A 15,042-nucleotide genomic window follows, 5' to 3' on the forward strand; every position below is an offset into this window, starting at 1 on the left:
CACCCAAAAGCTAATCCCCTTTAACATTGGCCATAAACGCATGCAATTCATTGTATTCTTGGCGGTTTAAAAAACGCATTTTCCCTACCGGCAAGGCATTCAAATTCACAAAACCATAACGAACGCGCCTTAAATCCAACACTCTAGCGTTAAAAAACGCAAAAAAACGCCTCAATTCTCTGTTTTTCCCCTCATTGATAACAACTCTAATTTTAGAGTATTTGGCATGGTTTTTGATGATTTCATAACCAATAAAGGGGGCGAATTCCATGCTTTTAATTGGGGTTTTTTGGTGTGCTCCTTTAGTGGCGTTTTCTAATTTCAAGCCCTCTTGCATAGCGTTTTCCATCTCTTTTGTAACAAAACCTTGAATTTTAATAAGATACTCTTTTTCCAAATTTGCATGCATTAAAGCACTCACCACCGCCTTACTATCGCTTAATAATAGCACCCCCTCACTAGCAAAATCCAAACGGCCCACAGGCACAAAATGCGCGTATTTTCTTTCCAAGCTTTCATAAATCATGCGCCGTTTTAAGGGATCGTTTTTGCTCACTAACTCGCCCTTTGGCTTGTGATAAACTAGCACGCTGAATTTTTTGTTTTTTAAGGGCTTGATGAGACGCTTATCCAAAAAAACCTTGTCGTTTTCTTTAACCACGCTAGCGAGTTTGGCATGCTCATGGTTGATTTTCACCCGCCCCTCTAAAACCAATTTTTCAGCCTCTCTGCGCGAATGCTTGGTATAATGGGCTAAAAATTGGTTGATCCTCAAGCTAAATCCCTCCACTCTAATTCTTTAAAATCGTCCTTAATCTTTTCATCTACCAACAAATCGCTTTGGAATTTGAATTGCTTGCCCTTATCTTTGATAATCAAATACAAGGGGCGTTTGCCCTGGTGTTTTAAAGCACTCTCTTTGATTTGTCTTAAAAACTCTTTTTTCACATCGTTTTCTAACACGATCGCTAAAGAGCAAGAGCTAGAAGCGAGCATTTCAATGGGGGGGATTTCGCGCACATCTTCTTTTTGTTTGTTAGAGTCTTTATAGTGGGCTTTAGGGATTTTAACCTCTCTAGCGCTCTTTAGATCCAAGATTTCAAAAAGCCTTAATCGTGCAACCTCTTCTTGCTCTTCAATCTTGCATTTAAACACTAAAGGCTTGTTTATATCCAACTCTTCTAAAGCGTTTAATTGCTTTTCAAAAAACATGAGCTCAAACTTGCCGTATCTGTCTAAAATTTCCGCTGTGCCATAAGGCTTACCGCTTCGTTTACCAATTTTCTTTTTAACTTCCATGATTTTACCAAGCAAGTAAGCTTGCGATCCGATTTCTAACTCTTCAATATCAATGCTTTTGACCAAATTTTTAAAGCCCTTAATCTCTTCTTTAAACTCATCTAAAGGGTTGCCTGAAACATGGATACCTAAAGTTTCATACTCGTATTCTAAAAGCATCTTAGCGTCATGTTCGCCTAAATCAGCCATATCCAAAATGACCTGCTCTCTTGTTTCACTTTCCATTGCCCCAAAAAGAGAATTGCCCCCTTGCATCATTTCATTAGCCTTGTCTTTAGCACGCCCCACATCGCAGATCAAATCCAAGTTAGCGAGCATGGTTTTTCGTGTGTAGCCCAAATTATCCAAGCTCCCAGATTTCACTAAAGGCTCTAAAGATTTTTTAGTGAGTTTGGAAAAATCCATCCGTGAAATAAAATCTTCTAAATTCTTATAATCCCCTTTAGTCCTTTCTTCAATGATGTTTTTAATCGGCTCGCTCCCTACCCCTTTAATCGCACCTAAACCAAACACGATTTTCTTTTCTACTTTTTCGTTTTTAAACTCTGCCACGCTGAAATCTTGCATAGAAGAATTGATGTGCGGAGGCATCACTTCAATTTCTAAAGCCCTAACCTCATCAATATAGCGTGCCACGGATTCAATCTTATTGGATTCGCTAGTGAGCATCGCTGCCATGAACTCATGCTTATAATAAGTCTTTAAATACGCTGTTTGGAAAGTGATCATCGCATAGGCGGCTGAATGCGATTTGTTGAGACCATAGCCGGCAAATTTAACGATCAAATCCCACAAATTAATCGCTTTTTGACCATCATGCCCTAAATTTTTAGCCCCTTCTACAAATTTAGCCTTATTGCCCGCCATGATTTGAGCGTCTTTTTTCCCCATAGCACGGCGGATCAAATCCGCTTCGCCCAAACTAAACCCGCCGATAGTTTGCACGATTTGCATCACTTGCTCTTGATAGACGATCGTGCCATAAGTGGGCTTTAAAATCGGCTCTAATTCCTTAAACGCATATGTGATAGGCTCAATGCCATGCTTTCTATTGACAAAGTCATCTACCATGCCTGATTCCATGGGTCCTGGTCTCCCTAGCGCGATAATAGCGATAATGTCTTCAAAGCTTGAAGGTCTTAAGCGCTTGTTAAGCCCTTGAAACATTCCGGATTCAATTTGGAATATCCCCACCGTATCGCCGCTTTGGATCGTTTTATACACTTTAGGGTCGTCCATATCCAGCGATAAAAAATCCACATCAATTTGGTGTTGCGTTTTAATGATTTTAAGTGCATCATCAATCACGGTCAAGGTTTTAAGCCCCAAAAAGTCAAACTTGATCAAATCCACCGGCTCTAAATATTTCATGGAATATTGCGTAACGATACCGCCGGTTTTTTCAGAAGCAAATAAAGGGGTTTTGTGCCACAATTCTTTTTGGCTATCCACCACCAAAGCTGCGGCATGCACGCCTGCGTTGCGATTTAAGTTCTCTAAATTGAGCGAATACTCCCACACTTGTCTAGCCGTATCATTGCTTTCTACTAATTCTTTGATTTTAGGCTCTAATTCCCACGCCCCCTCTATGAACTCGCCATTTTTTTCATAGCCCTTAAGCGTGATACCCAAGCGATTAGGTATGAGTTTGGCAAAATCATCAGCCTCTTTATAAGGCATGTCCAAAACCCTTGCAACATCTCTAATCACGCCTTTAGCCAACATTTTATTAAAGGTGATGACTTGAGCCACATTATATTTGCCGTATTTTTCAATCATGTATTCTATGATTTCTTTACGCCGGCGTTGGCAAAAATCCGTATCAATATCAGGCATGCTGATCCTTTCAGGATTTAAAAATCTTTCAAAAAGCAAATCGTATTTCAAGGGGTCAATATCGGTGATTTTTAGTGCAAAAGCCACCAAGCTCCCTGCCGCGCTCCCCCTACCAGGCCCTACAGGAATACCCCTTTCTTTAGCGTAACGGATAAAATCCCACACAATTAGCATATAACCTGGGAATTTCATGTTCGTAATGACTTCAATTTCTTTTTCCAATCGCTCTCTATATTGCTCATGCTTTTCTTTAGGCACTAAAATCAAACGCTCTTTCAAGCCCTCTCTAGCCTTGTGGGCGAAATAAGAAGCGTCATCTTCAAAATCTAGCCCTTCGTTTTGGGCGTAAGTTTTGGTGAATTTAAAGCTTGGGGGGGTTGGGGGGTTCTTTTTATCGTCTTTTAAATCAATCTCTAAAACGCATTTATCAGCGATTTCTTGGGTGTTTTCTAAAGCTTCTGGAATATCTGCAAACAACTTCGCCATTTCTTCAGGGGATTTAATGTAAAACTCATGCACGGAGTGTTTCAAACGCCCTTGATCGTTTAGGGTTTTACCCATCGCTACGCACATCGCTACTTCTTGAGCTTTAGCGTCGTTAGGCATGGTGTAGTGGGTGTCGTTTGTGGCAATGATTTTTAACCCTGTTTCTAAAGACATTTTAATGACTTGCTCATCAATGAATCGCTGATCTAAAATGCCATGGCGCATGATCTCTAAATAAAAATCGTCTTCAAAAATCTCTTGGTATTCGCAAGCGATTTTTTTAGCTTCATCATAGCCCTTAGCCCCATACCTGCGATTTCTCTCACTATTGGTATTCAAATGGTAATTGACTTCCCCTTGCAAGCACGCACTAGAAGCGATAATCCCTTTAGAATGCTCCCTTAAAAGCTTTTTATTGATGCGCGGAAAATAATAAAACCCCTCTAAATACGCCATAGAGCTTAAATACATCAAATTTTCATAGCCCTCTTGGTTTTTAGCGAATAAACACAAATGGAAGCGTTGTTTGGTTTCTTTGCTGGAGAGGTTGTCGTCATTATGGATATACGCTTCCATGCCTATGATAGGCTTGATGCCTTCTTTTTTCATGCTCGTATAAAAATCAATCGCTCCAAACATGTTCCCATGATCGGTCATGCTCACGCTTTTCATGCCCAATTCTTTAATGCGTTTGGCTAAGATTTTAATCTTATTGGCCCCATCTAAAAGCGAATATTCTGTGTGCAAGTGCAAATGCGTAAAAGCTTTAGTCTCTTTCATTGTCTAACCCCTATATATAACCCCTGTTTGGATTTAGTGCCATTATACTGATAGCTCTTTAAAAAACCCTTTATTCTTATTAAGTCAATTTAATGATAATTATTGTATAATGATGCTTATAATGAGAAAATATTTCTTATTATGATGCTATATTAAGGAGTTCATCATGAAAAAATCCATTTTATTGAGCGTTTGCTTGGCTTTTTCTTGCATTCACGCTTTAAGCGATATGGATCTCATCAAAAAAGCGAAAGAAAGCCATCTAGAACCCATGCCTATGGGCAAGGAGCTCAAAGAATACCAGATCAAAAAAACTAAAGATGTGGGTATTGGTGCTAAAAAAAGCGAGATTATGACCCCCGCTCAAGTGGAATTAGGCAAAATGCTCTATTTTGACCCTAGGATTTCTACTTCCTATCTTGTGTCTTGTAACACATGCCATAATCTAGGCTTAGGCGGAGTGGATCTAGTCCCAAGTGCAGTAGGCTCTCAATGGAGGAAAAACCCCCACCTTTTAAGCTCCCCAACGGTGTATAACTCTGTCTTTAATGATGTGCAGTTTTGGGATGGTAGGGTTACGCATTTAAACGAGCAGGCGCAAGGGCCTATCCAGTCTTCTTTTGAAATGGGGGCTGACCCAAAAGTCGTGGTAGAAAAAATCAATTCCATGCCAGGCTATGTCAAACTCTTTAGAAAAGCTTATGGCTCTAAAGTCAAAATTGACTTTAAATTGATCGCAGATAGTATCGCTATGTTTGAAGCCACGCTCATTACCCCAAGCCGCTATGATGATTTTTTAAGGGGCAATCCTAAAGCACTCAGTAAAGCCGAACAAGAAGGGCTGGATTTATTCATTTCTAAAGGCTGTGTGGCTTGCCATAATGGGATCAATCTTGGCGGATCGATGCAACCTCTTGGGGTGGTCAAACCTTATAAATTCGCTAATGTGGGCGATTTCAAAGGCGATAAAAACGGGCTTGTGAAAGTGCCTACTTTAAGGAATATCACCGAAACGATGCCTTATTTTCATAACGGACAATTTTGGGATGTCAAAGATGCGATCAAAGAAATGGGCTCTATCCAGTTAGGCATTCAAATCAGCGATACAGAAGCGCAAAAGATTGAAACTTTCTTTGAAGCCTTAAAGGGTAAAAAACCTAAAATAATCTACCCAGAACTCCCTGTGATGACAGACAAAACCCCTAAACCCTCTTTTTAACTTTTAAAAAGTCCCTTTTAAGGGGGCTTGATTATAAAAAGCTAGGGTCATTACAAGACTTGATATAAGTTTTTTGTTAATGAAAATTCTCTAAACGATCTATCTTAACGCTATAATTTGAGAATAAATAAAACTAAGTTTTTTAAAGAATGAAAGGATATTGAAGTTAAAAACAACCTAATGCTTTAATTTGAAATCAAGGCGTTAAATTTAGCAGATCTTAATGAAATCACAAGTCAAACGCTTTTAAAAGCGTTTTAGCGTGTTTTAAAAAGATGAACGCTTAAGCATGTTCAGATTTTTGCTTTTCTCTGTATTCTATGATCATGCTGTGGATTTCATCTTTTAATTTTAATTTTTGTTTTTTCATGTGGCTGATTTCTGCGTCGCTAACATTTTGTTGCTCAGCGGTTTTAATATCATCATCAAGTTGGTTGTGTTTCTCAAAAATCCTATAAAAATGCGGATTATTCGCTTTTAACACGCTGATTTCGTCTCTAAATTCATGGAACATGGTTTTCTCCTTTATTTTGGATGTTTAAAGTATAATAAACTATCTTTTTAAAAAACAACTTAAAAGCGCTATAAAATAGTCTTAAAAGGTGCGATAAAACAACAAAAAGGAATACCCATGGATATTCGCAACGAATTTTTACAATTTTTTAAAAATAAGGGGCATGAGATTTATCCTAGCATGCCCTTAGTACCTAATGATTCTACCTTGCTTTTTACTAATGCTGGTATGGTGCAATTTAAAGACATTTTTACCGGCATGGTGCCACACCCTAGCATTCCTAGAGCAACAAGCTCGCAACTATGCATGCGTGCAGGGGGTAAGCATAACGATTTAGAAAATGTCGGTTATACCGCAAGACACCACACGCTTTTTGAAATGCTAGGGAATTTCTCTTTTGGGGATTATTTCAAAGAAGAAGCGATTTTGTTTGCGTGGGAATTTGTAACCAAAAATTTAGGGTTTAAGCCTAAAGATTTGTATATTAGCGTGCATGAGAAAGATGATGAAGCCTTTAAATTATGGGAAAAGTTTGTGCCTACTGATAAAATCAAAAAAATGGGCGATAAAGATAATTTCTGGCAAATGGGTGATAGCGGGCCTTGCGGGCCTTGCAGTGAAATTTATATTGATCAAGGCGAAAAACACTTTAAGGGGAGTGAGGATTATTTTGGGGGCGAGGGCGATAGGTTTTTAGAAATTTGGAATTTGGTGTTCATGCAATACGAACGCTCTAATGATGGCATTTTATCCCCCTTGCCAAAGCCTAGCATTGATACAGGCATGGGGCTAGAAAGGGTGCAAGCGCTCTTAGAACATAAGCTCAATAATTTTGATTCTTCATTATTTGCGCCTTTAATGAAAGAGATCAGCGAACTTACAAGCCTAGATTATGCGAGCGAGTTCCAGCCAAGCTTTAGGGTAGTGGCCGATCATGCAAGGGCGGTGGCGTTTTTGCTCGCTCAAGGGGTGCATTTCAATAAAGAGGGTCGTGGCTATGTTTTAAGGCGTATTTTAAGGCGCTCTTTAAGGCATGGGTATTTAATGGGCTTGAAAGAAGCGTTTCTATACAGAGTCGTGGGCGTGGTGTGCGAGCAATTTGCCGACACGCATGCGTATTTGAAAGAGTCTAAAGAAATGGTGATGAAAGAGTGCTTTGAAGAAGAAAAACGCTTTTTAGAGACTTTAGAATCTGGCATGGAATTATTTAATTTGTCTTTAAAACATTTGAATGACAATAAAATCTTTGATGGGAAAATCGCTTTCAAGCTTTATGATACTTTTGGTTTCCCTTTGGATTTAACGAACGATATGTTAAGAAATCATGGGGCGTGTGTGGATATGCAAGGCTTTGAAAGTTGCATGCAAGAGCAGGTGAAACGCTCTAAAGCCTCATGGAAAGGCAAACGAAACAACGCCGATTTTAGCACCATTTTAAACGCTTATGCACCTAATGTATTTGTGGGGTATGAAACGACAGAATGTTTTAGCCAAGCGTTAGGGTTTTTTGATAGCGATTTTAAAGAAATGACAGAAACAAATCCTAACCAAGAAGTTTGGGTGTTGTTAGAAAAAACGCCTTTTTATGCAGAAGGTGGGGGGGCTATAGGCGATAGGGGTGCACTTTTAAAAGATGATGAAGAAGCGGCTTTAGTGCTAGATACAAAAAACTTTTTTGGGCTTAATTTTTCGCTCCTTAAAATCAAAAAAGCGCTAAAAAAAGGCGATCAAGTGATTGCACAAGTGAGCAATGAACGCTTAGAAATTGCTAAACACCATAGTGCGACGCATTTATTACAGAGTGCGTTAAGAGAAGTTTTAGGCTCGCATGTGAGTCAAGCGGGGAGTTTAGTAGAATCCAAACGATTGCGTTTTGACTTTTCGCATTCTAAAGCGCTCAATGATGAAGAGTTGGAAAAAGTAGAAGATTTAGTCAATGCTCAAATTTTCAAGCACTTAAGCAGCCAAGTGGAGCATATGCCTTTAAATCAAGCCAAGGATAAGGGGGCGTTAGCGTTGTTTAGTGAAAAATACGCTGAAAATGTGCGGGTGGTGAGCTTTAAAGAAGCGTCCATTGAATTGTGTGGGGGCATTCATGTGGAAAATACTGGGCTTATTGGGGGGTTTAGGATCCTTAAAGAAAGCGGGGTAAGCAGTGGGGTCAGGCGCATTGAAGCGGTATGTGGGAAAGCCTTTTACCAATTGGCTAAAGAAGAAAATAAAGAGCTTAAAAACGCTAGGATTTTATTGAAAAATAACGATTTGATAGCCGGCATTAATAAGCTCAAAGAGAGCGTGAAGAATAGCCAAAAAGCATCCGTCCCTATGGATTTGCCGATTGAAACGATTAATGGCACAAGCGTAGTGGTGGGCGTAGTGGAACAAGGCGATATTAAAGAAATGATTGACCGGTTAAAAAACAAGCATGAAAAATTGCTCGCTATGGTGTTTAAGCAAGAAAATGAGCGCATCAGTCTCGCATGTGGGGTAAAAAATGCCCCTATAAAAGCGCATGTGTGGGCTAATGAAGTGGCGCAAATTTTGGGGGGTAAAGGGGGCGGAAGAGACGATTTTGCGAGTGCTGGAGGTAAGGATATTGAAAAATTACAAGCAGCACTTAATGCGGCGAAAAATACCGCTTTAAAAGCTTTAGAAAAATAGCATGGAGTTGATTTTAGGCTCTCAATCTAGCTCTAGAGCGAATCTTTTAAAAGAGCATGGCATTCAATTCAAACAAAAAGCGCTGGATTTTGATGAAGAAAGCTTGAAAGTTACAGACCCAAGAGAGTTTGTCTATTTAGCATGCAAGGGGAAGTTAGAAAAAGCCAAAAAGCTAATTGCCAATCATTGCACTATCGTGGTTGCTGATAGTGTGGTGAGTGTGGGTTGCCAAATGCAACGAAAAGCCAAAAACAAGCAAGAAGCCCTTGAATTTTTAAAACTTCAAAGCGATAATGAAATAGAGATTTTAACCTGCTCTGCCTTGATTTCTCCTAAATTAGAATGGCTGGATTTATCTGGCTTTAAAGCGCGTTTAGGGGCGTTTGATTTGAACGAAGTAGAAAGATATTTAGAAAGCGGTTTGTGGCAAGAAAGCACGGGCTGTGTGCGTTTAGAAGACTTTCATAAGCCCTATATTATAAGCTCAAGCAAGAATTTAAGCGTGGGGTTAGGGTTGAATGTAAAGGGCTTGTTAGGGGTGCTACAATTAGGGGCTAAACTTTAATCACTATCAATACTATCATCTTATTCTATAAAACATTCAATCGTATTTTTCTAGCCACCACCCCCTTGACAAGCAAAAAAACGATACACTCCAACATTTGATGTTTAAGGAGTTTTTGCATGGTGTATTTTATTTTTCTGCTATTGTGGTGCTTTTGGGATTAGTCGTTATTGTCATGCTTTGGGATCGCATAACGAAATGTATCAATAAAGTTAGGAAGGGTGGTTGGCTCGCTCAAGCTCTTACTGGATTTGGTCTTTGGGGTTGGTTTACAAAGGGTTCAGCATCGTTTTTCACTTCTTCATTAGCAAAGTTTGGACTTGGAAGCATGTTTGCAGGTCTTGGAGCAGTATTGGCTATTCCAATGCTAGCCGGTTGGATTTTTAGCCGCCGTAGTCTTACAGCCAGTGAAAGATTGGTGGTGTTTATTTTAGGGGCTGTTTCTTTAGCATGTTTAGCCGGAATGGTTTGTGGGTTATAGAATTATTGGGGATTTTAGCGTTTTGTCAGCCGCAATGGGGTGGTCTTTATCAAAAATAACATGGTTTTTTGTGCAGGCTACATTGTTTTATGGCTGCTCACGCTTTTTATGGGTTATTTCACATGCTCTGTCATAGAAGACTATTCATAAATATTGAAAAGTGCCACCAAAAAATTTAAATTTTCTGCTAGAGTTTTTTCTCTCTCAATTGCCCACAAGCCGCTTCAATATCTAAAGCTTTAGACTCTCTAATGGTGCATAATAAGCCTTTAGAGTTTAAAAAATCCGCAAACATTCTAGCGCTCTCTAAACTAGGGCGTTCAAACTTAGAGCCTTCATGCGGATTGAATAAGATCAAATTCACTTTGGATTTAATGCCGTTTAAAAGTTTTAAAAGTTTTTTAGCGCAATTTAGGCTATCGTTTAAGTTTTTAATCAAAAGGTATTCAAACATCACCCTTTTTCGTTGTTCTAAAGGCCATTTTTTCACTTCATTCAAAACGCATTCAATATTATATTTTTTATTCAAGGGTATTAAAGACGAGCGCGTTTTATCATCTACGGCGTGTAAGGATATGGCTAATTGCACGCCCAAGTTTTTTTCCGCTAAAATAGGGATCTTATCCGCTACGCCGCTAGTGGAAATGGTGATCCTTTTAGGGGAAATTTGCATGCCGGTATTAAAAATCTCAATCGCTTTACACACCTCATCTAAATTATTCAAAGGCTCGCCCATTCCCATAAAAACAATATTGAGCGCTTTTTCAATGGGGAGGTTGTTGTCCTCTTTAATGAGTAAAGCTTGTTGGATAATTTCACTCGCTTTTAAATTCCTTACAAAACCGCCTTTTTGAGTGAAACAAAACGAGCAACCCACTTGACAGCCTATTTGACAAGACACGCACACGGTGTATTTTTCTCCCTCTAAAATGGCGTTAGTCTCTTCATCAATCTTTTTATCTTTCATTTTCAAAAACACCGCTTCAAAAGTATGATTATCTTTTAAAGATTTAAAAAGGTATTTTTTAGAGCCATCAACGCTATGGCTCACATGCGTGATTTCTATCGTGCGCAAAACAAATTCTTGCTCCAAAGAAGCGATAAAATCTTTTGAAAAATTATTTTGCATATCTTTAAAGCTCGTTTTATACTTTGCATAAAGCCACAAATAAAGTTGTTTAGCCCTAAAGCTTGGCTTTAAAAGTTGGCTCAATTCCTTTAAAGTGAAATCATAAACGCTAGGTTTCATGCTTTAAGCCCTAATTCTAAAAGTTGGTGCAAGTGCAAGACCCCTAAAACTTTATTGTGAGAATCCACGCACACTAAAAGCTGGATCTTATGACGCTCTAAAAATTCTAACGCTTCTAAAAGAAGGGCGTCTAAATTCTTAAAGCTTTTAGGTTTTAAAGTGGCAAAATCCCTCACTTCGCTCTCCAAACTAACCCCTTTTAGTAACGCCCTGCGAACATCGCCATCGCTCAACACCCCCACAAGCTCGTTATTAGCATTCACTAAAATCGCGCTGCCTAGGCGTTTTTCACTCATTTCTATGAGCGCGTCTTTAAAGCTTGTGTTAGGAGGGATTAAGGGGAGGTTGGTGGTTTGCAATAAATCTTTAACCTTGACAAAAAGTTTTTTACCCAAAAGCCCACCCGGATGAAAGGAGGCAAAATCTTCTTGGCTAAAGTTTTTCGCCCGCATCAAACATGCCATTAAAACATCGCCTAAGGCTAAAGTTAGGGTGGTGGAAGTCGTTGGGGCGGTGTTAATAGGACAAGATTCTTTTTTAATCTTTAAGCTTAAATAATAATCGCCAAGTTTAGAGAGCGAGCTATTAGGGCTTTTGGTAAAAGTGATGATTTTATGGCTCAAGCGTTTTAAATGGCTCACTAAATTCAATAATTCTAAAGACTCGCCCCCATAGCTAATCATTAAAATCACATCGTTTTTTTCCACCATGCCTAAATCCCCATGCATGGCTTCTGTGGGGTGTAAAAACGCACTCCTGTTACCGGTGCTTAGCATGGAAGCACTGATTTTTTGTGCCACTAAAGCACTCTTACCCACGCCCACGATCACAAGCTTACCCCCTTTTTCTTGGCTCTCTAAAATAAGCTTGACAATCGCTTCTAAATCGTTAGGTTTTTGGAATTGCTGAACGCTTTCTAAAAGCGCACTTGCTTCATCTTGCAAGACTTGCACAGCGGTAGCGTTACAATCAAAAAGATTGGACATGACAAATGATAGCTGGGTATTTTCTAAACTTTTTAAAGAGCGCTTTTCTCATAAAATTACGAGTGTGATCTTCTAATTTTTTAGGGTTATTCAAAATCTCATCGTTAGCAGATTTTATTAACATTTCTAAGCCCCCTTGAATTTCTTTAATCAAATGCTTTTCATCTTTAAAGCCCACAAGCCCTAAACTAGAAAATTGAGAGCTTTCTAAAAGCGCTTGTTTGTTTTTATTCACAAAAATTGTAGCCACAAACACCCCCACGCTAGCGACTTCTTCTCTTTGTTGCACGATGCTTGTGTCAATACTCAAATTGCTTTGGTTATCCACATAGCTTTTACCGCTTTTAATCGTGCCGACTTTTTTGATAAAAGTGGGGCTGACTTCCACTTGATCGCCATCTTCCATTAAATAGATATTTTTTTCAGGCACCCCACAAGAAATAGCGGTTTGTTTGTGGCGCGCAACATGGTTATATTCCCCATGCACAGGTAAGAAAAACTTAGGCTTAATGAGTCTTAACATGAGCTTTTGCTCTTCTTGGGAGGCATGTCCGCTCACATGAATATTGTCAAATTCTTGATAAGCCACTTTAGCTTCTTTTTTCATTAAAAAATTCAATACCGCTGAAACGCTCGCTTCATTACCAGGAATGGCTTTAGCGGAGATAATGACTAAATCGTTTGGCTTGATAGAAACATGGCGGTGCTCGTCTGTTGCCATGCGATAAAGAGCGCTCATGGTTTCGCCTTGTGAACCGGTCGTTACGATTAAGACTTCATTGTCTGGGTATTTGGCGACTTCATTGGTCTCAATAAAAGATTGATAAGGCAAATGGATATAGCCTAATTCTCTGGCAATATCTAGGTTTTTTTCCATAGAGCGCCCAATCACAGCGATTTTGCGGTTGTATTTAATGCCGTATTGTATGGCTTGATACACCCGGTGGATATTGCTAGAGAAAGTGCTCATAATCACCCTCCCTTGCGCTTCTTTAAAAAGGGTATCAAAAGCCGGTGCTATGGTGCTTTCACTTGGCGTAGTCCCAGATTTGTGGGAATTAGTGGAATCGCTTAATAAAAGCATCACCCCCTTTTCGCCATAGTGTGCCAAACGATACAAATCAGTGGGCAAATTATCCACTGGGGTGTGATCGATCTTAAAATCGCCGGTATGAATGATTGTGCCCGCTTTTGTTTGGATCGCTAAAGCGCTGCTGTCAATGATAGAATGCGTGATGTGGATCCATTCAATGATAAATTCGCCAACGCTAATGGGGCAACGCTTTTCTACGATTTTAAAATACGAGCGGTATTTTTTCAAACCATGTTCATCAAACTTGCTCCCAATCAGCCCTAAACTTAAAGGCGTGCCATAAAGAGGGAATTGCAACTCTTTGAATAAATAGGGCGTCGCTCCTATGTGATCTTCATGGGCATGGGTGATGATAATACCGGCGATCTTGTCCTTAATTTGGTGCAAATAAGAAAAATCAGGGATTAAAATATCCACGCCAAATAGCCCTTCTTTAGGAAAGCTCATGCCCGCATCAATCACAATCGCGCTTTTTGGGGTTTCAATGACCATCATATTCCCCCCAATTTCGCCCAAGCCCCCTAAAGGCGTGATTTTAACGCTCGCTTTAGAGTTTAAATTCATCTTATAATGTGGGTTTAAATGCTCCACTTGGATCTTATTATTCGCTTCAACGCCCTTTTTTAACTCCTTATGAAAGCCCAAAGTCCCTCTCTCATTCACATGCAAAATCTCAGTGACGCCCTCTACTTTGTTGTTATCCAATTCTTCTTTGGCGTAATTTCGTGTTTTGGCGTGTTTAGGTTTGTGGTGGTTATTGGGTTTTTTGTTAGGGTGACACTCTTTTTTATGGTGCGAAGATTCTTCATTTTTTTGTGCATTTTCCTTATGGAAACGCTTTTTGCGGTTGGTGAATCGCTCAAACGCCCCATCTCGCACCTCGTCAGCTTTTGAGTTTTCACTATGTTCATTATGTTCATTGTGTCTGTTGTTTTCAAAATGGTCATTATCACTCATGACTTTCTTTCCTTCATTTCAATTTTTTAAAAGGTATTAGCCTTTTAAAAGGTATTTTAAGAGCTTGAGATAATCTTGTATCTCAGACGCTCTCACGCTTGTTGGTTGGTTTTCTAACGCTAAAAAATCTAACACCTTATCAAGCTTTTCTTTATAAGAAACGCTTTTTTTAAGATTGTTTGAAAGCGTCTTCCTAGGAGATGAGAAACAAGCTTTCAAAAAATCTTCTAATGTTTCAAACCCTTTTTGTAGGGCTTCTTCAAAAGATAGCGTTGGAATTAATGACGCTAACGCCTTTTCTTTCAACGGCTCTTTGATCACTTCAAACATGCTAGAAAACACCTTTGGAGATGGGCTAAACGCGCTAGGTGGCACATCAAATAAAAGGGTAACATTCCCTATGGCGTGAGCCAAAACGCTTAAAGCATTCTGTGAATCTTTAGTGCAAAATTTTAACGCCACTTCCTTTTGTGTCATCACCAATAAACCCCTGCATTTAGGGTCTTTAAACGCATTTAAAACAAGCCTAGTAGCGATATAATAAGGCAAATTAGAGATCAAAAAATAAGGCTCTTCTTCTTTTAAAAAAAGAGCGTCTTTTTCTGCTAATTCCAACTCAAAAGGTTTTTTTTGCTTTTTTAGCCTTTCTCGCATTTTCTCGCACAAACTGCTATCTATCTCATAAGTCTTTAAAGGATAGCGATCTAACAATTTAAGAGTCAAATCCCCTAGCCCCACGCCAATTTCAATCAATCTTAACGAATTTAAGGGGGGCAAAGCACTAACAATACGATCTAAAAACGACTCGTCCGTTAAAAAATGCTGCCCTAAAGACTTTTTAGCTACTACCATAGCACGCTTTTAATTCCTAATATTATACCCTAAAATTTAAAACTCTTCCATTATAGCTTTTTTG

Annotated in this window: 10 protein-coding genes and 1 pseudogene; 4 read left to right on the forward strand and 7 right to left on the reverse strand. The window is 39.2% G+C overall.

The features are described from left to right. Window positions 1-10 precede the first annotated feature (10 nt). Both DYI00_RS06090 and dnaE read right to left on the reverse strand, forming a co-directional pair. Complete coding sequence (locus DYI00_RS06090) at window positions 11-790, reverse strand: pseudouridine synthase (RefSeq protein ID WP_104687321.1); 780 nt, start codon at window positions 788-790, stop codon at window positions 11-13. Beyond that, window positions 772-4,401, reverse strand: a complete 3,630-nt coding sequence (gene dnaE, locus DYI00_RS06095; RefSeq protein ID WP_104709293.1) for a DNA polymerase III subunit alpha — start codon at window positions 4,399-4,401, stop codon at window positions 772-774. The genes DYI00_RS06090 and dnaE overlap by 19 nt, the downstream gene beginning before the upstream one ends. A gap of 166 nt (window positions 4,402-4,567) precedes the next feature. On the opposite strand from dnaE, the gene DYI00_RS06100 reads away from it, so the two are divergent. Further along, on the forward strand, window positions 4,568-5,620 hold the full coding sequence (locus tag DYI00_RS06100; RefSeq protein ID WP_011577097.1) for a cytochrome-c peroxidase: 1,053 nt from the start codon (window positions 4,568-4,570) through the stop codon (window positions 5,618-5,620). 283 nt (window positions 5,621-5,903) lie between these two features. Here DYI00_RS06100 and DYI00_RS06105 read toward each other — a convergent pair whose 3' ends face one another. Next, on the reverse strand, window positions 5,904-6,134 hold the full coding sequence (locus DYI00_RS06105; RefSeq protein WP_011577096.1) for an HP1242/YdcH family protein: 231 nt from the start codon (window positions 6,132-6,134) through the stop codon (window positions 5,904-5,906). Window positions 6,135-6,251: 117 nt separating this feature from the next. On the opposite strand from DYI00_RS06105, the gene alaS reads away from it, so the two are divergent. The 3 genes and pseudogenes from alaS (at window position 6,252) to DYI00_RS08175 (ending at window position 9,991) form a co-directional block, all read left to right on the forward strand. Then, window positions 6,252-8,795: an alanine--tRNA ligase gene (gene alaS, locus DYI00_RS06110; protein WP_104687319.1), complete on the forward strand. Its 2,544-nt coding sequence runs from the start codon at window positions 6,252-6,254 to the stop codon at window positions 8,793-8,795. A 1-nt stretch (window position 8,796) separates the two neighbouring features. Continuing rightward, a complete protein-coding gene (maf, locus tag DYI00_RS06115; RefSeq protein ID WP_011577094.1) occupies window positions 8,797-9,360 on the forward strand; it encodes a septum formation inhibitor Maf in 564 nt (187 codons plus the stop codon). Between the two features lie 379 nt (window positions 9,361-9,739). Beyond that, a pseudogene (locus DYI00_RS08175) lies at window positions 9,740-9,991 on the forward strand (hypothetical protein). A gap of 37 nt (window positions 9,992-10,028) precedes the next feature. On the opposite strand, the gene rlmN reads toward DYI00_RS08175, so the two are convergent. The 4 genes from rlmN to rsmA are packed head-to-tail and all read right to left on the reverse strand — an operon-like array spanning window position 10,029 to window position 14,978. After that, window positions 10,029-11,090, reverse strand: coding sequence for a dual-specificity RNA methyltransferase RlmN (gene rlmN, locus DYI00_RS06125; protein ID WP_011577092.1), 1,062 nt, complete (start codon window positions 11,088-11,090; stop codon window positions 10,029-10,031). Then, window positions 11,087-12,076, reverse strand: a complete 990-nt coding sequence (locus tag DYI00_RS06130) for a KpsF/GutQ family sugar-phosphate isomerase (protein ID WP_011577091.1) — start codon at window positions 12,074-12,076, stop codon at window positions 11,087-11,089. The genes rlmN and DYI00_RS06130 overlap by 4 nt, the downstream gene beginning before the upstream one ends. Continuing rightward, window positions 12,060-14,126, reverse strand: coding sequence for a ribonuclease J (locus tag DYI00_RS06135; RefSeq protein ID WP_011577090.1), 2,067 nt, complete (start codon window positions 14,124-14,126; stop codon window positions 12,060-12,062). Before DYI00_RS06135 ends, DYI00_RS06130 begins: the two co-directional genes overlap by 17 nt. Window positions 14,127-14,162: 36 nt before the next feature. Further along, complete coding sequence (rsmA, locus tag DYI00_RS06140; RefSeq protein ID WP_011577089.1) at window positions 14,163-14,978, reverse strand: 16S rRNA (adenine(1518)-N(6)/adenine(1519)-N(6))-dimethyltransferase RsmA; 816 nt, start codon at window positions 14,976-14,978, stop codon at window positions 14,163-14,165. Window positions 14,979-15,042: the final 64 nt, after the last annotated feature.

Origin of the sequence: Helicobacter acinonychis, from assembly GCF_900461455.1 — a bacterium.
Classification (GTDB): domain Bacteria; phylum Campylobacterota; class Campylobacteria; order Campylobacterales; family Helicobacteraceae; genus Helicobacter; species Helicobacter acinonychis.